17 protein-coding genes are annotated in these 17,445 nt (G+C 71.5%); 9 read left to right on the top strand and 8 right to left on the bottom strand.

The window, feature by feature from the left end:
* Positions 1-111 precede the first annotated feature (111 nt).
* The 4 genes from ACWD5F_RS17020 to ACWD5F_RS17005 form a co-directional block, all read right to left on the bottom strand.
* Positions 112-924: a hypothetical protein gene (locus ACWD5F_RS17020; protein WP_451255040.1), complete on the bottom strand. Its 813-nt coding sequence runs from the start codon at positions 922-924 to the stop codon at positions 112-114.
* Positions 921-1,913, bottom strand: a complete 993-nt coding sequence (locus ACWD5F_RS17015; protein ID WP_451255038.1) for an ABC transporter permease — start codon at positions 1,911-1,913, stop codon at positions 921-923. Before ACWD5F_RS17015 ends, ACWD5F_RS17020 begins: the two co-directional genes overlap by 4 nt.
* Positions 1,914-2,406: 493 nt before the next feature.
* On the bottom strand, positions 2,407-3,312 hold the full coding sequence (locus tag ACWD5F_RS17010; protein WP_451255036.1) for an ABC transporter ATP-binding protein: 906 nt from the start codon (positions 3,310-3,312) through the stop codon (positions 2,407-2,409).
* Positions 3,309-3,698: a GntR family transcriptional regulator gene (locus tag ACWD5F_RS17005; RefSeq protein ID WP_401716948.1), complete on the bottom strand. Its 390-nt coding sequence runs from the start codon at positions 3,696-3,698 to the stop codon at positions 3,309-3,311. Before ACWD5F_RS17005 ends, ACWD5F_RS17010 begins: the two co-directional genes overlap by 4 nt.
* A gap of 166 nt (positions 3,699-3,864) precedes the next feature.
* Between ACWD5F_RS17005 and ACWD5F_RS17000 the strand changes: the two genes are divergently transcribed.
* The 5 genes from ACWD5F_RS17000 (at position 3,865) to ACWD5F_RS16980 (ending at position 8,380) form a co-directional block, all read left to right on the top strand.
* Positions 3,865-4,419: an RNA polymerase sigma factor gene (locus ACWD5F_RS17000; protein WP_401715622.1), complete on the top strand. Its 555-nt coding sequence runs from the start codon at positions 3,865-3,867 to the stop codon at positions 4,417-4,419.
* Positions 4,416-5,228 carry a zf-HC2 domain-containing protein gene (locus ACWD5F_RS16995; RefSeq protein ID WP_451255034.1) on the top strand — a complete coding sequence of 271 codons (813 nt, stop codon included), beginning with the start codon at positions 4,416-4,418 and terminating at the stop codon, positions 5,226-5,228. Before ACWD5F_RS17000 ends, ACWD5F_RS16995 begins: the two co-directional genes overlap by 4 nt.
* Positions 5,225-6,088, top strand: a complete 864-nt coding sequence (locus ACWD5F_RS16990) for an ABC transporter ATP-binding protein (protein WP_451255032.1) — start codon at positions 5,225-5,227, stop codon at positions 6,086-6,088. The genes ACWD5F_RS16995 and ACWD5F_RS16990 overlap by 4 nt, the downstream gene beginning before the upstream one ends.
* Positions 6,085-7,617 (top strand): ABC transporter permease, encoded by a 1,533-nt coding sequence (locus tag ACWD5F_RS16985; protein WP_451255031.1) that lies wholly within the window; start codon positions 6,085-6,087, stop codon positions 7,615-7,617. The genes ACWD5F_RS16990 and ACWD5F_RS16985 overlap by 4 nt, the downstream gene beginning before the upstream one ends.
* A gap of 118 nt (positions 7,618-7,735) precedes the next feature.
* Positions 7,736-8,380, top strand: a complete 645-nt coding sequence (locus tag ACWD5F_RS16980) for an ABC transporter (RefSeq protein ID WP_451255029.1) — start codon at positions 7,736-7,738, stop codon at positions 8,378-8,380.
* A gap of 3 nt (positions 8,381-8,383) precedes the next feature.
* Here the strand turns inward: ACWD5F_RS16980 and mshD are convergent, their stop codons facing one another.
* Positions 8,384-9,310 carry a mycothiol synthase gene (gene mshD / locus ACWD5F_RS16975; protein WP_123996615.1) on the bottom strand — a complete coding sequence of 309 codons (927 nt, stop codon included), beginning with the start codon at positions 9,308-9,310 and terminating at the stop codon, positions 8,384-8,386.
* 156 nt (positions 9,311-9,466) lie between these two features.
* Here mshD and ACWD5F_RS16970 point away from each other — a divergent pair, with 156 nt between their 5' ends.
* Positions 9,467-11,272 (top strand): bifunctional metallophosphatase/5'-nucleotidase, encoded by a 1,806-nt coding sequence (locus ACWD5F_RS16970; RefSeq protein ID WP_451255027.1) that lies wholly within the window; start codon positions 9,467-9,469, stop codon positions 11,270-11,272.
* A gap of 646 nt (positions 11,273-11,918) precedes the next feature.
* Entirely contained in the window at positions 11,919-13,703 is a 1,785-nt protein-coding gene (locus tag ACWD5F_RS16965; protein ID WP_451255026.1) for an ABC transporter ATP-binding protein, read from the top strand.
* Here the strand turns inward: ACWD5F_RS16965 and ACWD5F_RS16960 are convergent.
* Positions 13,693-14,397 (bottom strand): response regulator transcription factor, encoded by a 705-nt coding sequence (locus ACWD5F_RS16960; RefSeq protein WP_451255024.1) that lies wholly within the window; start codon positions 14,395-14,397, stop codon positions 13,693-13,695. The genes ACWD5F_RS16965 and ACWD5F_RS16960 overlap by 11 nt on opposite strands.
* Before the next feature lie 130 nt (positions 14,398-14,527).
* On the opposite strand from ACWD5F_RS16960, the gene ACWD5F_RS16955 reads away from it, so the two are divergent.
* Both ACWD5F_RS16955 and ACWD5F_RS16950 read left to right on the top strand, forming a co-directional pair.
* Entirely contained in the window at positions 14,528-14,815 is a 288-nt protein-coding gene (locus tag ACWD5F_RS16955; RefSeq protein WP_451255022.1) for a hypothetical protein, read from the top strand.
* Positions 14,812-15,210: a hypothetical protein gene (locus ACWD5F_RS16950; protein ID WP_451255020.1), complete on the top strand. Its 399-nt coding sequence runs from the start codon at positions 14,812-14,814 to the stop codon at positions 15,208-15,210. The genes ACWD5F_RS16955 and ACWD5F_RS16950 overlap by 4 nt, the downstream gene beginning before the upstream one ends.
* Here ACWD5F_RS16950 and ACWD5F_RS16945 read toward each other — a convergent pair.
* Positions 15,204-16,664 carry a HAMP domain-containing sensor histidine kinase gene (locus ACWD5F_RS16945; RefSeq protein ID WP_451255018.1) on the bottom strand — a complete coding sequence of 487 codons (1,461 nt, stop codon included), beginning with the start codon at positions 16,662-16,664 and terminating at the stop codon, positions 15,204-15,206. The genes ACWD5F_RS16950 and ACWD5F_RS16945 overlap by 7 nt on opposite strands.
* Complete coding sequence (locus ACWD5F_RS16940; protein ID WP_123996621.1) at positions 16,661-17,392, bottom strand: response regulator transcription factor; 732 nt, start codon at positions 17,390-17,392, stop codon at positions 16,661-16,663. The genes ACWD5F_RS16945 and ACWD5F_RS16940 overlap by 4 nt, the downstream gene beginning before the upstream one ends.
* Positions 17,393-17,445 lie beyond the last annotated feature (53 nt).

Raw genomic sequence — 17,445 nt, 5'->3', positions numbered from 1 at the left:
GGCTCCCGAGCGTCTACGTCGGCCGCGGCGGCGTAATGGCCCGCTGACAGCCGCCTTCGGAGGATACGTACGTCCCCTCCCCCCGTGGAAGGGACGTACGCGAACGGGGGCTCAGGCCGTGCGGCGGCGGAGCGTCCAGAAGGCGGCCGTCGTGGTGAGGGCGGCGATCGTGAGGAGGATGCCGGTCTCGATCAGGTTCATGGGCCAGAAGTGGGACGCGGGGTGCTCCCCGCTGCTGGAGGGCTTCTTGGGCCACAGGTCCGTGCGGTGCTTCTCCAGGTACTGGTTGAGCGTGATCATCACGGCGACCGAGACGGCCAGGGCGGGCAGCGAGCGGCGCAGCAGGAGTGCGGTGAGGGTGCCGACCGCGAGGGCGCACAGGCTCCAGGCGACCAGGGCCGGGCCGCGGGCGGCGAAGGCGTCGTTGAAGGTCCAGTCACCGGTCACCAGATCGCGGTGGGCATCCCAGGCCCAGCGGAAGACGAACACGAACAGCGTGCCGCCGATCGTGAGGACCAGCGCCGGCACGGCGAGTTTGGCGGTGAGCCAGCGGGTGGGGGTGACGCCCTGGGTCCAGGCGAGGCGGGCGGTGCCGCTCTCCAGTTCGCGGCCGATCAGAGAGGCGCCGGCCCAGGCGGCGACGCCCCAGAAGCTGTAGTAGGCGAGGGTGCTGATCCAGCTCAGGTACCCGGCGTAGTCGCTGGACGGGCCGTAGAGGGGGTCGCAGTGGACGGTGAGGACCGGGCAGCTCTTCAGTTCGGCGCGTACGACGTCCGCCCTGACCTCGGTCAGCCACACCAGGCCGCCGACGGCGCCGAGGATGAAGACGCTCCACACGATCAGGGCCGTGCGGTGCAGGCGCAGCACCAGGCGGGGCAGACGCGCGCGGGTCGGGCCGGTACGAGGGAGCTCGGCGGCGGTCACGACGCGGTCCGGTGCTTGAGCAGGCGGAAGACGACCAGGGTGAGCAGGGCGGCGAGGACCAGGAGCAGGCCGGAGGCCATGAGCTGGAGGGGCCAGAAGTGGGATGCGGGGTGGTAGTCCTTGTAGAAGGAGACGGCGTGCAGCTTGGCGTAGACCTCCATGCACTGGTACGAGAGGTTGCTGCCGCAGTAGGGGTCGGCGATACGGTCCCCGCCGGAGGTCAGCAGGCCCGAGGCGGTGGTGATGCCGGCGCCGGAGGGGCCGTTGTGGCTGAGGCTGGTGACGCGGGTGACCGGGGGCCACAGGTGGGGCATGGTCAGCTGGGTGGCGGTCCACGCGAGGGCGGTGAAGCACAGCCCGCCGGCGAGTGCGGCCAGTGAGCGGCGGGCGACCAGGCCGATGAGCGCGCCGCCGGCCAGTCCGGTCAGGGCCAGGGCGACCGGTACGGGTCCGTTGGCGTAGAAGGTCTCGAAGCTGGACCAGGACTTCGCGTTGTCGATCCGGCCGTCGCCCGCGGAGAAGGCCTGGTGGTGCAGCAGGACGAGCAGGCCGGTGCCGACGACGACCAGGGCGGCCGGGGTGGCGAGCTTGGTGGCGAGCCAGTGGGTGGGGCGGATGCCTTGCGTCCAGGACAGTTGGGCTGTCCCGGTCTCCATCTCGCGGCCGATGAGGGCCGCGCCGGACCAGGCGGCGACGGCGAAGGGCAGGACGAGGACGGCCCAGGTCGTGTAGTTGTAGACGTCCTTGTAGCGGAGGATCGCGTCCTGGTCGTACGAGCAGGCGGTGCCGGGCTTGCAGGCGTCGTACTGGCGCCAGGCGTCCGCGGATGCGTCGGTGAGGGGGCCTGCCAGCCAGAGCAGGGCGGCGGCCAGTACGACGATGACGGCGGCCCAGGTCCACAGGGCGGGCCGATGCAGCCGGACCAGCCACCGCAGCAGGCGGGGCGATGCGGGGTGCCCGGCGTTGACGGACACGGACAGGGCGGTCATATCGCGGCCTTCTCCTTCGTGGACGGCACGGCTGTCGACGACACGTCGGCCTCGGCTCCGCCCTCGCCCGATGCGCTCCCACCCGCACCACCCGTGCGGATTTCGTTGTCGAGTGCGGGTGGCCCCAGTGGGGCGGATCCGCCGTCGGCGGCCGCGGGTGGGAGGGCGGGGGTGCGAGTGCGTGCGAGCGCGGCGGCTGCGGGCGAGAGGGCGGGAGTGGCTGTGCGTGCGAGCGCGGTTCCGGGCGTGAGGCTGGGTGCGGGTGGCTCCTGTGGGGCGGTTTCGCCGTCGGCGGCTGCGGGCGAGAGGGCGGGAGTGGGTGTGCGTGCGAGCGTGGCTCCGGGCGTGAGGCTGGGTGCGGGTGGTTCCTGTGGGGCGCGATCGCCGTCGGCGGCCGCGGGTGGGAGGGCGGGAGCGGGTGTGGCGGGTGTGAACCGGGGGCCTGTAATGACGTGGCTCAAGGACCCCTCCTTGACGAGGCGGGTCAGGATCCTCATGCCGCCGCCTTCTCCTGCTGGGCCCCCGTGGTGTCCGTGGCACCCGGATTGCGCAGGTAGGCCAGGACCAGTTCCTCCAGGGAGGGTGGGGTCGGGTGGAGGTCCGACGGGATCGGGCCCGACTTGCGGAGCAGGGCCGTGAGTTGGCGGCCTGTCGTGCGGGACTCGATCACCGTGTGCGGGGAGAGGGGGGTGGCCGCCGGGCCCGATACGCGGGCGTGGGCCGTCAGGACGTCGTCTATCTCGCCGGCCAAGCGCACGCGTCCCGCGCCGATCAGGAGCAGGTGGTCGCAGGAGCCCTCCAGTTCGGCGACGACGTGGGAGGACATGACGATCGTCGTGCCGTGCTGGGCGGCCTGGGACATGAGGACGCCCATCAGTTCGTGGCGGGCGAGGGGGTCGAGGTCCGCCATCGGTTCGTCCAGCAGGAGGAGTTCCGGGCGCTTCGCGAGCGCCAGGGCGAGTGCCACCCGCGTGCGCTGGCCGCCGGACAGGGCGCGGATGCGGGACTTCGGGTCGAGGCCGCCGTCGGCCACGATCCGCTCGCCGGTCGGCGCGTCCCAGTGCCCGGGGTTGAGGTCGGCGCCCATGCGCAGTGTCTCGGCGACCGTGAGCTGTGGGTACAGCGGCTTGTCCTGGCCTACGAAGCCCACCCGGGACCGCGCCGACGCGGGGTCCGTGCCCAGGACTCGGATCGTGCCCTCGGTCGGCACCAGCAGCCCGGCGGCGAGCGCGAGCAGCGTGGACTTGCCGGCGCCGTTGTGGCCGACGACGGCGCAGACCCGGCCGGCGGGCAGCCGGAAGGCGCAGCCGCGCAGCGCCCACGCGGGGGACAGCCGGGCCCGGCCGAATCGCCTGCCCAGATCGGTCGCCTCCATGGCGAGGCCTGCGGTGTCGGTCATGCGGGGTCTCCCTGGAAGTGCTTCTCGAGTACGGCGGTGAAGAGCGCGGCCATGTCGTCCCGGTCGAGACCGGCCTCGCGGGCCTTCTCGGCCCAGGCGTCCAGCTCGTCGCGGAGCGGGGACTCGGCGGCCGGGGCGGTGCCCAGTGAGCGCCGGACGAAGGTGCCCAGGCCCCGCCTGGCCTCGACCAGGCCCTCGCGCTCCAGCTCCCGGTAGGCCTTGAGGACCGTGTTGGGGTTGATCGCGGTGGCCTCGACCACCTCGCGTGCGGTGGGCAGTTTGTCCCCCGGTTCCAGCAGGCCGAGACGCAGGGCCTGCTTGGTCTGCTGAACGATCTGGACGTAGGTGGAGACGCCGGAGCGCCGGTCGATGCGGTACTCGACCACCCGTTCCACCACCCTTTCACTAATTGAGTAGTGAAAGGGTGGTGGAGGGGAGGGCGCACTGTCAAGCCCGGTCGGCGAACGCGGTCGGAACAGCGGTCGGAGAAGCCCTCCGAAAAACAGGCGTGGTTTCGTGAACCGGACGGGACGCCCGGTGCGAAGAGGAGACGTGAGCGAAACGAGAAGCGACGCGGAGCTGCTGCGGGCCATCGCCGCGGACGCCGACCGGCGCGCCTTCGAGGAGCTGTACCGCCGGTACGCGCCTTGGCTGACCGCCCGGCTGCGCGGCCGCTGCGCCGACGCGGGGATCGTCGACGACGTCGTACAGGAGACGTTCCTCGCGGTGTGGCGGGGCAAGGCCCGCTATCGGGAGGAGGCCGCCGGGGCCGGTGACGCGGCCGGGTGGCTGTGGCGGATCGGGTCGCGGCGGCTGGTCGACGCGCTGCGCGGCGACGGGGCCCGCGGCCGGCTGCGGCAGGCGCTGTCCCGGCTGCGCCACCGCGACGAGGCGTCCGCCGAGGAACGCGTGCTCGCGGGGGTGGAGCACGGGGACCTGGCGGGCGCGCTCGTCCGGCTCTCGCCGGAACTGCGGGCCGTCCTCCAGGCCACGGTCATCGACGGGCTGACCACCCGGGAGGCGGCCGTCCTGCTCGGGATCCCGGCCGGCACGGTCAAGACGCGGGCGATGCGCGCCCGCAAGCAACTGCGGGAGGCGCTGGCATGACATGGCATGTGGATGCCGAGGACCTACGGGCCTACGCCCAGGGCGAGTTGGCGCCGCCGCTGCTCTGGTCCGCCGACGCGCACCTGACCGGCTGCGCCGAGTGCCGGGGCGTGCTCGCCTCGGTGAGCGAGGGCGTGGACGCCGGCTGGGACCGGATCGACGCCGAACTCGACGCGCCCCGCGCGGGGTTGTGGGAACGGCTGCTGGTGCGCGCCGGGATCCCCGACCACACCGCACGGCTGCTCGCGGCCACCCCGGTGCTGCGCCGCTCCTGGCTCGCGGCCGTGGTGTTCGTCCTGGTGGCGACGGTAGGGGTGGTGTACACGGCCGACTCGCCCACCGCGTTCCTCGCCCTCGCGCCGCTGCTCCCGCTCGCCGGGGTCGCGCTGGCCTACGGACCCGTACTGGACCCGACGTACGAGATGGCGGTCGTCTCGCCGGTGCACGGGTTCCGGCTGCTGATGATCCGTACGGTCGCCGTGCTCGTCACCGGGCTCGGGCTCAACCTCCTGGCCACGCTCGCCCTCCCGGCCTACGGGCTGCGCGCGCTGGCCTGGCTGCTGCCCGCCCTCGCGCTCACCGCCACCGGGCTGGCGCTCACCCCGCGGCTCGGGCAGGTCCTCGCGCCCTCGCTGGTCGGCGGGGTGTGGATCGGCCTGCTCGTCCTGGCCCGGGCCGACGGCGGACCGCTCGTGCAGTTCACCGCCGCCGGTCAGGGCGCCGCCGCCGCGGTGGCCGCCCTCGCCGCGGGCCTGCTCTTCCTCGCCCGCGACCGTTTCGACGTCTTCTTCTCCAGGAGTGCCGCATGACACCGACCGTCTCCGCCTCGGGGCTCAGCCTCCACTACGGCGGTACCCGCGCCCTCGACGACGTGTCGCTGCGGCTGACCCAGGGCGTCACCGGGCTGCTCGGGCCCAACGGGGCCGGAAAGACCACCCTGTTGCGAGTGCTGGCCACCGCCGTGTCCGCGGACCGCGGCGCCTTCACCGTCCTCGGGCACGACCCGGGCAGCGCGGCAGGGCGCCAGGAGGTGCGGCGCGTGCTCGGCTATCTGCCGCAGACGCCCGGCTTCCACCCGGACTTCACCGCCTTCGAGTTCGTCGACTACGTGGCGATCCTCAAGGAGCTGACCGACCGGACCGCCCGCCACCGCGAGGTGCGCCGCGTGCTGGACGAGGTCGACCTCGCCGACGTGCGCGGCAAGCGCATCAAGAAGCTGTCCGGCGGTATGCGGCAGCGGGTCGCGCTCGCCGCCTCCCTCGTCGGCGACCCCGGCTTCCTCGTCCTGGACGAGCCGACCGTCGGCCTGGACCCCGAACAGCGCATGCGGTTCCGGGAGTTGATCGCCCGGGCCGGCGAGGGCCGGACCGTCCTGCTGTCCACCCACCAGACCGAGGACGTGGCGATGCTCTGCCACCGCGTCCTGGTCATGGCCGCCGGCACCGTCCGCTTCGACGGCACCCCCGCCGAACTGACCGCGCGGGCCGCCGGACACGTGTGGAGCAGTGCGGAACGCGACCCCGGAGCGAAGGCGGGCTGGCGCACCGGCGTCGGCTCCTTCCGCAACGTCGGCGACCCGCCGCCCGGCGCGGACCTGCTCGAACCCAGCCTGGAGGACGGCTACTTGCTCACCCTGGACGGCATGAACGCGGAGGTGGCGGCGGCATGAGCGCGGTACTGACCCAAGAGATCCCCACGGCCGTGCGGACCCCCGGTCCCCGCCGCACCTGGGCGGCCACGCTCGCCCTGGCCCTGTTCGAGGCGCGCCGACTGCTGCTGCGCATCCCGGTGTTGCTCGCCTTCGCGGCCTACATCGGCTGGACCGTGTGGCGCGCCCCCGACTTCGAGGACGGCTTCCCCGCGCTCCAGGACGTCGACCGGGCCACCCAGGCCGCCCCGCTGCTCGTCGCCCTCGCGGTCCTGCTGTCCGTCAACCACGCGGTGCTGCGCTCCAGGCGGTACGACACGGAACGCCACTTCCAGGTCCTCGTCCTGGCGCCCGGATGGCGTACGGCGGCCCACGCGCTGTCCGTCGTCGCGGCGGCGCTGGTCACCGCGCTGGTCGTGCTCGGCCAGTTCGGCTGGGCGGCACTCCAGTCCGGCGCGGTCGGCGGCGGCTCGCCGGGCGAACTGCTCGTCGGCCCGCTGACGGTGCTGCTGTTCGGCGCGATCGGTGTGCTGCTGGCCCGGCTGATCCCGTCGGCCATGGCCGCGCCGATGGCCGTCGTACTGCTGCTCTTCCTGTTCGTCGCCGGGGCGTTCCCCGCCGGGGGCGGCGAGCGCGGGACGCGCTGGCTGGCGCCGATCGTCACCGAGTCGAGCAGCAACATCCTCCCCTCGGACCTGATCGGCCGCCCGGCCGCCTGGCACGCCCTCTACCTCGCCGGGCTCGCGCTGACCGTGCTGCTGCTCGCGGTCCTGGTCGGCGCGCCGCGCGACTGGAAGGTCGGTGCGGCCACCGTCGGGGCGCTCGCCCTCGCGGTGACCGGCGGTGTCGCGCAGACCGCGGACCTCCCCGGCCGGGTGCAGACGGCCCGCGAACAGGCCACCAACGCCCCGGAGAAGACGCAGAAGTGCGTCGAGCGGGACGGTTCGAGGTACTGCGCCTTCCCGGAGTGGACGGCCCGGACCGCCACCTGGGCCAAGGCCGCGGACCAGGTCAGGTCCCTGGCCGGTGGCACCGCCCACGACCAGCCGATCGTCGTACGGCAGCGGATCGAGGCCCGTTACGGCCTCCAGGGCGACGGCGCGATCGCCCCCGCCACCGCACCCCACCAGGTCACCGTCGGCACCGCCTGGGGCGGCAACCGCGTCCCCGAGTTCTCGGTCGCCGTCGCCGGTGTGCTGGTCGCGGGCGACGAGAAGGCGATGGACTCGCTGTGCGACGGCCGCACGGTGACCGTCATGTGGCTCGCCCTGGCCGGACAGGACGACCCGATGCAGTCCCTGCGCGACGTCCGCCTCGACGACAGCGTCAGCGGCTCGGCCATCGTCGTCTCCCAGACCGACCCGCTGCACATGGGCGCGGCCCAGACGACGGTCGTCCGCGAACTCCTGGGCAAGCCCCGCGACACGGTCGCCGCCCAGGTCAAGGCGCACTGGACCGAGTTGACCTCCCCGAAGCTGACGTCCGCGCGCGCCGCCGAGCTGCTCGGTGTGCCGGCGCCCAAGGAGAAGGACGAGAAGTGCGAGTCCTGATCGGCGAGTCGGAGCTCCCGGCGAGGCGGATGCCTTGCGTCTCGGATGCCGGGGCGAGCGGACGCGCGGCCAGCGGTTCGCTGCGTGGCGGTGCCGCGTGCACGAGAGGGGACGAGAAGTGCGCAGTCTGATCCGGGAGTTGACGCTCCCCGTGTGGCGGTCCCTGCCCTGGCGGGCCCTGTTGGCGAGCGGCGCGATGGCCCTGCTGCTCGCCGCGATACCCCGTATGTCCGACGAGCCGTCGACCTGGCTGGCCGTCAACCTCCTGCGCACCGCCGCCCTCGTCCTCGCCCTCGGCCTCGCCTTCGTCCTGGACGACCCGGCCCGGCACACCACCGCCGCGGTGCCGGTACGGCGCCCGGTACGGGCCGGGCTGCGGCTCGCGCTGGTCGCCCCGGTCCTCGCCTCGTGGTGGACGGCGGCGCTGCTGCTCGTCCCGTCGTCCGTCCGCCCCCCGGTCGGTGACATCACCCTGGAGGCGGGGGCGGCCTTCGCCCTCGCGCTCGCCGGCGCGACGGCCGCGATCCGGTTCACGGACCAGGCGGAACCGGGCCAGGCGGTCGCGGCCGGCCTCCTGGTCCTCGCGATCCTCACCCCGCTGCTGCTGCCGGAGAGTTGGGCCCTGTTCGTGGCGGTGGAGGACAAGCGGTGGGCGGCGGCGCACGACCGGTGGGCGGTGCTGTTGACGGGGGCGGCGGTGGTGTGGGGTCTGTGCATGCCGGAGCGGATCAAGCACCGGTCCGCGTCCCCCGTACTTCAGTGACGCTCACGTCTCCGTGCGGTACATCAAGTCCGTCTCGTACGTGACGAACCCCAGCCGCTCGTACACGGACACCGCCGCCTTGTTGTCCGCGTCCACATAGAGCATCGCCGTCGGCACCCCCTGACCCGCGAGATGGCGAAGCCCGATCGTGGTCAGGGCTTTGCCCAGGCCCCCGCCCTGCGCCCCCGGCCGCACACCGACCACGTACACCTCGCCAAGACCCTCCTCCGCGTGGACCTTCGTCCAGTGGAAGCCGATGAGTTCACCGTCGCGGAAGGCGAGGAAGAACCCGGCGGGATCGAACCACGCCTCGGCCGTCCGGTCGTCGAGATCCCGCTGGGTGAGGGACCCCTGTTCGGGATGGTGGGCGAAGGCCGCGGAGTTCACCGCGAGCCAGGCCGAGTCGTCCACGCCGGGACGGAAGGTGCGGACGGCGACCCCGTCGGGCAGCACCGGCTCGGGCAGGTCCAGGTCGGTCAACGGCCGCCGCATCTGCCGCAGTTCGCGGAAGAGGGTGAGCCCGAGGACCTGCGCGAGGTGCCGCGCCGCGGAGTGGCCGCCGTGGGCCCACACCCGAAGCCGCTTGCCGGACGCGCCGAGCAGCGCCGAGCCCAGCGCCCGCCCGTGCCCGTGGCCGCGGTGCGCGGGGTGCACGACCAGCTCGGCGGCCGGCGCCTCCACCGGGTCGGTGTCCTCCAACTGCGCGTAGCCGACGAGTTCGTCGCCGACGCTCAGCAGCAGATGGGTCACGCCCGTGCGCTCGCCGCCGCGCAGTTGCAGCCGCCCCTGTTCGGACACCGCCTGCTGTCCGTCCTGCCGGGCGGCCTCGGCGAGCAGCGCGAGCACCGCCTCGGTCTGCTGCGGGGTGAGCGCGGTGAGGTTCTCGATGGTGCGGGCCCGGTCGGGCCCGGCGGTGTCGTCGCTGGTCATGCGTATGAGGGTAAGCCGAGGACCCGGCAAAGTGGCCGCAAAGAGAAGGGCAAAGGGAAACCAGGATGTAACCCGGAAACCCCTGTCGCGCTACGCGCGTTGACCCTAGGCTGCGCCCGGACGGGCCACTACCTCAGCAGACCCACAGGGGGGCGCATGCCAGCCACTTCCCAGCCGAACCCGCGTCGCAGACGGGCGTACCGACTCCTGACCGCGGCCGCCGCTCTGGCCACCGTCGGGGCCCTCGGTGCGGCGATCCCGGCGGACGCGCACGACACCGGGCGCGGTCAGCACGACCGGTGGCCCAACCGCTATCAGGACGTCCAGTTGCTGTCCTTCAACGACCTGCACGGCAACCTGGAGCCCCCGGCGGGCTCGTCGGGCCGGGTGACCGAACTCCAGGCGGACGGCACGACGAAGACCATCGACGCGGGCGGTGTGGAGTACCTCGCCACCCACCTGCGCGAGGCCCGCAAGGGCAACGCGTACTCGGTGACCGCGGCCGGCGGCGACATGGTCGGCGCCTCCCCGCTGATCTCGGGCCTCTTCCACGACGAGCCCACCATCGAGGCGCTCAACAAGCTGGACCTGGACGTCACCTCGGTCGGCAACCACGAGTTCGACGAGGGCGCGAAGGAACTGGCCCGCCTGCAGAACGGCGGCTGCCACCCCACCGCGGGCTGCTACACGGACAAGAAGTTCAAGGGCGCCGACTTCCCCTACCTGGCGGCCAACGTCCTGGACGAGAAGACCAACAAGCCGATTCTGAAGCCGTATTACGTCTGGAAGAAGAAGGACGTCAAGATCGGCTTCATCGGCGTGACCCTGGAGGACACCCCGGGTGTCGTCTCCGCCGAGGGCGTCAAGGGCCTCAAGTTCAAGGACGAGGTCGAGACGATCAACAAGTACGCCAAGGAGCTGCAGAAGCAGGGCGTGAAGTCGATCGTGGCGCTCATCCACGAGGGCGGTCTGCCGGCCTCCGGCGCGTACAACTACAACTGTGACGCCTCGGGCGCGGGCAGCGGCATCTCCGGTCCGATCGTCGACATCGCGAAGAACATCTCGCCGTCGGTCGACGCCCTGGTCACCGGCCACACGCACGCCGCGTACGTCTGCACGGTCCCCGACCCGGCGGGCAACCCCCGCATGGTCACCTCGGCCGCGTCCTTCGGCCGCCTCTACACGGACACCACGCTCACCTACGACCGTCGCACCGGTGACATCGCCCGTACGTCGGTGAAGTCGGCGAACCACGTGGTCACCCGGACCGTCCCCAAGGCGGCCGACATGACCAGCCTGATCAGCAAGTGGGGCACGCTCGCCGCGCCCATCGGCAACCGCGCGATCGGCTACATCTCCGCCGACGTCCCGAGCACCGGCACCGAGTCCCCGATGGGCGACCTCATCGCGGACGCCCAACTGGCGCACGGCAAGGCGCTCGACGCGGACACCGACCTCGCGTTGATGAACCCGGGCGGGGTCCGTGCGGGCCTCACCTACGCGACCACGGGCGCCGAGGGCAACGGCGTGGTCACCTATGCCGAGGGCTTCACCGTGCAGCCGTTCTCCAACACCGTGAACCTTCAGAACTTCACCGGCGCCCAGCTGATCCAGGTGCTCAAGGAGCAGGTCAGCGGGACGAACGCGAGCGCGCCGAAGATCCTTCAGCCGTCCGCCAACCTCGCCTACACGCTGGACCTGACGAAGTCCGGCGCGGACCGGGTCGTCACGGACTCCATCAAGCTGAACGGCGTGGCGATCGACCCGGCCGCCACCTACCGCGTCGCCACCAACAGCTTCCTGGCGGGCGGCGGCGACGGCTTCACCACGCTGGGCCAGGGCACGAACGACCTGGTCGGCGCGGACGACCTGACGGCGCTTGAGCAGTACCTGACGGCCAATTCGTCGGCGAGCAGCCCGCTCGCCCCGCCGACGCCGAACCGGATCACGATCGTGCAGTAGTCTCTCGCTCCATCTGAAGGCGGTCGCGTTTTTGACGCGGCCGCCTTTTGCGTGCGCGACATAAAACCTGTGTGAATGCGGGTTCGGTTCCGCCCTTCCCCTGAGAGTTTTATTTCAGAGGCAACTCCTATCTATCCTTATTGAGGTCTAAGGTGAAAAGGCTTCTTTGGCTTCGGAAATCCCGTAGTGTTTTCCATGTCGAGAACGAACGACAACGCAAAACCGCAACCGAAGTCCAAGGAGACCAAGATGAGCTTCCACAAGATCGCCCCGGTGAAGAAGAACCACAAGCCCGCCCCGGCCCCCAAGAAGCCCGCTCCGAAGAAGCCTGCTCCGGCCCCGAAGCGTCGCCCCGTCGGCCACAAGTAAATTCGACATAAGAAATCCAGGGAGGGAATTACATCATGAGTTTCCACAAGATTGTTCCGGTCAAGAAGCACCGCAAGCCCGCCCCGGCCCCCAAGAAGCCGGCGCCGAAGAAGCCCGCCCCGAAGCGCCCCGTCGCGCACAAGGGCTGACGTCCGCCACGAGGCGGGGTCACCGGTCGGAGAGTCGCCCGACCGGGGCCCCGCCTCGGCCATGTCCGGCGCCGGGTCCTCTGCCGGTCCGGCGCCGAGACCGCCGTAGGAAAAGGGAGTCGTAGACCATGAGGGAAGTGCGTGCGGCCTTCCGGCGGTTCTGGCCGCTGACCCGCGGCGATCGCAGGTGGCTGCTGGTGATCATCGGGTGCGTGGTGCTGTCCGCGCTCGCCGAGACCGCCTCGATCCTGCTGTTCGCCGAACTCACCGACAACGCCCTCAAGGCCGGCTCGCTCTCCGCGTTCTGGGGCCCGGCCGGTGCCTGGCTGGGCGTGGCCGCGCTCGGCGCGCTGGTCGGCTACCTCGGCAACTCGCTCGCCACCTGGACCGCGGAGAGATTCGTCCTGCGGCTGCGGGCGGGCGTCTTCCGGCATGTCCAGGACCTGCCCCCGGACTTCTTCCAGAGGCACCGCCAGGGCGACCTCGTCGAGCGGCTCACCGGTGATGTCGAGGCCATCGAGCAGATGGTCGTCTCCGGTGTCGTCGGCACGGTCTCCGCCCTCTTCTCGGGGGTCTTCTATTCCTGCGCGGCCCTCTATCTGCGCTGGGACCTGGCCCTCGCCACCTTCGTCCTGGCGCCCCTTTTCCTGCTCGCCGCCCGCCGCTTCTCCGGCCGGATCCGCACCGCCTCCCGGGACGAGCGGGTCGCCGACGGCGCGATCACCTCCGTCGTCGAGGAATCCCTCGGCAACGTCGTCCTCACCCAGGCCTACAACCGCCGCCGCGACGAGGAGAAGCGGCTCGACGTCGAGGCCCGCGCCTGGATGAAGGCATCGGTCCGCGGGGCCCGGCTGAGCGAGTTGTACGAGCAGTTCGTCGAGGTCGTCGAGACGCTGTGCGTGCTGCTGGTGATCGGGCTGGGCGTGTGGGAGATCTCGGCGGACCGGATGACCCTCGGCCAGCTCCTGGCCTTCGCCGCCTTCATCGGCTACCTCTACCCGCCGGTCCGCAGCCTCGGCCAGCTCGGCCTCACCCTCACCGCCGCGACGGCCGGCGCCCAGCGCCTCAACGAGATCCTGGACACCCGCCCGGCCGTCGCCGACCCGGCCCGACCGGTCGCCGAGTGGCCGGTGAACGGCTGGGTCGCCTTCCACGACGTCTCCTTCCGCTACCCGGAGTCCCTCCGCGCCTCCCTGCGCGACGTGACCTTCCGCGCGAGCCCCGGCGAGCTGGTGATCGTCACCGGGGCGAGCGGCGCCGGCAAGTCGACCCTGTCCAAACTGCTGACCCGCTTCTACGACCCCTCGCAGGGCGTGATCACCCTGGACGGCGTCCCGCTGCGCGACCTGCGCCTCGAGTTCCTGCGCGAGAAGGTGGCGCTGCTGCCCCAGGAGACGCTCATCCTGAACGGCACGATCCGCGAGAACATCGCCTGCGGCCGCCCCGGCGCGAGCGACGCGGAGATCGAGCAGGCGGCCCGCGAGGCGGCGGCGCACAACTTCGTCACCGCGCTGCCCGAGGGGTACGACACCCACCTCGCCCCCGGCACGGCCGCCCTCTCCGGCGGCCAGCTCAAGCGCATCGCCATCGCCCGCGCCATGCTGCGCTCCGCCCCGGTCCTCGTCCTGGACGAACCGACGGCGGGCCTGGACGCGGTGGCCGCCCGCCAAGTGGTGCAGCCACTGCGCACGTTGATGGCGGGCCGTACGACGATCATGATCACGCACGATCTGAGCCTCGCGCCGGACGCGGACCGCATCCTGGTCGTCGACCGGGGCCGCCTGGTGGAGTCCGGCACCCACAAGGAACTGCTGGCCGGCGGCGGCGCCTACGCGAGCCTGGCCGAGCCGCTGCCGGACGCGGTGGCGGACCTGCCGCCGGCGCCGGACGAGACGATGATCCTCAGGTGGTGACCTTCAGCGAGTAACCGAGCCCCCGCACGGTCTGGATGAGCCGCGGTTCGCCGCGGCTCTCCAGTTTGCGGCGCAGGTACATCACGTACACGTCCAGCGTGTTGGACGTCGGCTCGAAGTCGAAGCCCCAGACGTCCTTGAGGATCTGCGCCCGGCTGAGCACCTTCGCCGGGTGCCGCATCAGGTACTCGAGGAGCAGGTACTCGGTCTTGGTGAGCCCGAGCGGCCGTTCGCCCCGGGTGACGGTCCGCGTCCGCAGGTCCATGGCGACGTCCTGGAAGTCCAGCCGCTGGTCCCGCCTCGGCTCGACGACCGCCCCGCGCGGGGCGCGGCGCAGCAACGCCCTTACCCGGGCGAGGAGTTCCTCGGTGGCGAAGGGCTTCATCAGGTAGTCGTCGGCGCCGTTGTCGAGGGCGACGATCCGGTCGCCGACCGCGTGCCGCCCGGTGAGCATCAGGATCGGGACCATGCACCCGGAGGCCCGGATCCGCCGCGTCGCGGCCAGCCCGTCCAGCTCCGGCATGGTCACGTCCATCAGCACCAGGTCGGGATCGCCCTCGGGCACCCCGATCAGATCGAGCACGGCCCGGCCGTCCCCCGCGAGGACGGTCTCGTACCCCTCGAACCTGAGCAGCCGCCCGACCCCGTCACGCACGGCCTCGTCGTCATCGGCCAGCAGAATCTTCCGTGCCATTCGAACACGGTGGGGCGGACGGCTGTGGCGGAGCTGGCAGAAGGATGTGGCTCAGCAAAGAGACCGCACGTTCGGGTGAGGTGAGTACGGAGGCGACACCAAGGAGCCATGACGGGACTATGGTGGCGCCATGGCTGAGAACACGACCATTCAGGTGTCCCGGCAGGCCCGCGATCACCTGGCCCAGGTCGCCAAGGAGCGAGGGATGACGCTGGGCCAGCTCGTCGAGCAGCTGGCCTCGGAGCAGCCGACGGCGGAGCAGATCGCGGAGCGTGTGGCAGCCGACCGGCGGGTGGTCCGCGAGGTGATCGGCCTGGACATCAGCGACGAGGAGTTCGACCGGGCGCCCGACGTCCTCGGCAACATCTACAAGATCGCGGCCGAGAAGGTCCGTCTGGCCAAGGGTACGGCCGCGTGATCATTCTGGACACCGGTGCCACCAGGGCGCTCGCGGACGGCCACAAGACCTTGAACCTGCTCGCCGCGAACATGGCGAACACCCCCGGCGACGTGCTTCGAGTTCCCGCTCTGTGCCTCACGCAGGCGGAGTCCGAGGACGCCGGCGCCGCGCGCAGGGTGCTCGCTTTCTCGTCGGTCGTCGTCGACCCTCTGGACACCGTCTCATCGGTCACGGTCGGCACCATGATCCGCGACGGGTTCGGCGGGCCCGACACCTGCCACGCCCTGTACTGTGCGCTGCCGCGTGCCGAGTTCACGGGCATGTCGATCCTGCTCACCACTCGGGCGGAGGCCTACCCACCGGGTGTGGTCACCGTCGACGTCGATTCCCCCGGAATGCTGGGCTTCTACTGAGCCGGACTCTCCGGCGGCGGTGTCGGCGCACCCGGCACGCGTACCGTCGCCACCGTGCCGCCGCCGGGTGCGCGGGCCAGGGTGACCTCGCCGCCGGCCTGCTCGACCGTGCGGGCGACGATGGACAGGCCCAGGCCCGAGCCGGGGAGGGCGCGGGCGCTGGGGGAGCGCCAGAAGCGGTCGAAGACGTGCGGGAGTTCCTCGGCGGGGATGCCGGGGCCGTGGTCGCGGACGGTCAGGACGCCGCGGCCGAGCTGCACCTCGATCGTGCCGCCCTCGGGGCTGAACTTCACCGCGTTGTCCAGGATGTTGACCACCGCCCGCTCCAACGCGGACGGCTCCGCCCGGACGTACCAGGGCTGGAGGTCGGCGTTGATCGTCAACTCCGGCCCCCGCAGCCGTGCCCTGCGCAGCGCGGCCTCGACGGTGTCCTGCATCGACACGTACTGCACGCGCTCGCCCCGCTGGCCCTCCGAACGGGACAGTTCCTGCAAGTCGCCGATCAGGGAGGCCAGTTCGGTCATCTGCGCCTTCACCGAGGCGAGCAGCGCCTTGCGGTCCGCCTCCGGCAAGGGGCGGCCGGTCTCCTCGCTGCGGGTGAGGAGTTCGATGTTCGTACGGAGGGAGGTGAGCGGGGTGCGCAGTTCGTGCCCGGCGTCCGCGATCAGCTGCTGCTGGAGCTCGCGGGAGCTGGCCAGGGAGGAGGTCATCGAGTTGAACGACCGCGACAGCCGGGCGACTTCGTCCTCACGGTCCTCGTCGACGGGGATCCGGATGCTCAAGTCCTCGGTACGGGCGACGTGTTCGACGGCTTCGGTGAGCTTGTCGACGGGCCGCAGTCCTGCGCGGGCGACGAAGAGACCTGCGGCTCCTGCGCCGAGCACACCGATACCGGAGACGAGGAGCAGGATCAGGGCGAGTTCGTTGAGGGTGGATTCCGTGCTCTTCAGCGGGACCGCGAACTGGAGCGCGGTGTCCTTGACGATGTAGCGGCCACTGGGGCCCTCCACGACCAGAGCCGTGGTCAACACACGCACCGAAGCGCCGTCACTGTCCGTCCCGTTGCGCAGCGTGATGGTGTCGATCTGCGGCTTCTTGGCCACCGCCTCATCGCTGCCGGTGGTCTTCACCAGGGTGGTGGATCCGCCGTACAGGCATGCCTTGCCGTCGGACTTGACCAGTTGGATGTAGCCCTTGAACCGGGACCCGAGACCGAAGGTGTCTGTCGGCGACTGCGGACAGGAGGTCAGCGCAGCCGCGATCTGAGCGTCCGGCAACCCGCGGGGAATGCTCGACTGCAAGTCGTTGTCGAGCTCGTCGTACAACTTCCCCTGCACGATGAACCAACACGTCACCGAAACCGCCGCCACCGCGAACGCCACAGCGGCAGCGACCAGCATCGACAACCGGGCCCGGATCGGAAGGGTCCGGAACCGGCGTAGGACCTTCCTCACTCCGCCCCACCCTGCCGCAACACGTAACCCACTCCACGAACCGTGTGCACGAGCCGCGGCTCGCCCCCGGCCTCGGTCTTGCGGCGCAGGTACATCACGTACACGTCCAGCGAGTTGGACGACGGCTCGAAGTCGAAGCCCCAGACCGCCTTCAGGATCTGCTCCCGCGTGAGCACCTGGCGCGGGTGCGCCATGAACATCTCCAGGAGCGTGAACTCCGTCCGGGTCAGTTCCACCGGCCGCCCCGCCCGCGTCACTTCCCGCGTCGCCAGGTCCATGCGGAGGTCCGCGAAGGTGAGCGCCTCGTCCTCCTGGGCCGCGCCCGCCGCCGCGGCGTAGGAGCTGCGCCGCAGCAACGCGCGGATGCGGGCGAAGAGTTCGTCGAGTTCGAAGGGCTTGACGAGGTAGTCGTCGGCGCCCGCGTCGAGCCCGGTGACGCGGTCGCCGACCGTGTCACGGGCGGTCAGCATGAGGATCGGGGTCGTCGTGCCGGCGCCCCGCATGCGGCGTGCCGCGGTCATGCCGTCCATGCGCGGCATCTGGATGTCGAGGACGACCAGGTCGGGCTGGTAGGCCGTGGCCTTCTCCAGTGCGTCCGCGCCGTCCACGGCGACCTCGGTGTCGTACCCCTCGAAGGCGAGGCTGCGCTGGAGTGCTTCGCGCACGGCCGGCTCGTCGTCGACGATCAGGATGCGCTGGGGGTCACGGTCGCCATCGGCGGGGCTCATGGGCTTCGGATTCCTCGGGTGCGGTGGGACGACATGGGCTGATTGTCATCAGC

Source organism: Streptomyces sp. NPDC002499 (genome assembly GCF_053595415.1).
Note: the sequence above shows the minus strand (reverse complement) of the source record. Positions and strands in the feature narration are given on the sequence as shown.

Coding starts and splice junctions, on each gene's coding strand:
- ACWD5F_RS17015 (WP_451255038.1), bottom strand. CDS start 1,913: ATGACCGCCCTGTCCGTGTCCGTCAACGCCGGGCACCCCGCATCGCCC.
- ACWD5F_RS17010 (WP_451255036.1), bottom strand. CDS start 3,312: ATGACCGACACCGCAGGCCTCGCCATGGAGGCGACCGATCTGGGCAGG.
- ACWD5F_RS16995 (WP_451255034.1), top strand. CDS start 4,416: ATGACATGGCATGTGGATGCCGAGGACCTACGGGCCTACGCCCAGGGC.
- ACWD5F_RS16990 (WP_451255032.1), top strand. CDS start 5,225: ATGACACCGACCGTCTCCGCCTCGGGGCTCAGCCTCCACTACGGCGGT.
- ACWD5F_RS16985 (WP_451255031.1), top strand. CDS start 6,085: ATGAGCGCGGTACTGACCCAAGAGATCCCCACGGCCGTGCGGACCCCC.
- mshD (WP_123996615.1), bottom strand. CDS start 9,310: ATGACCAGCGACGACACCGCCGGGCCCGACCGGGCCCGCACCATCGAG.
- ACWD5F_RS16970 (WP_451255027.1), top strand. CDS start 9,467: ATGCCAGCCACTTCCCAGCCGAACCCGCGTCGCAGACGGGCGTACCGA.
- ACWD5F_RS16965 (WP_451255026.1), top strand. CDS start 11,919: ATGAGGGAAGTGCGTGCGGCCTTCCGGCGGTTCTGGCCGCTGACCCGC.
- ACWD5F_RS16960 (WP_451255024.1), bottom strand. CDS start 14,397: ATGGCACGGAAGATTCTGCTGGCCGATGACGACGAGGCCGTGCGTGAC.
- ACWD5F_RS16955 (WP_451255022.1), top strand. CDS start 14,528: ATGGCTGAGAACACGACCATTCAGGTGTCCCGGCAGGCCCGCGATCAC.
- ACWD5F_RS16940 (WP_123996621.1), bottom strand. CDS start 17,392: ATGAGCCCCGCCGATGGCGACCGTGACCCCCAGCGCATCCTGATCGTC.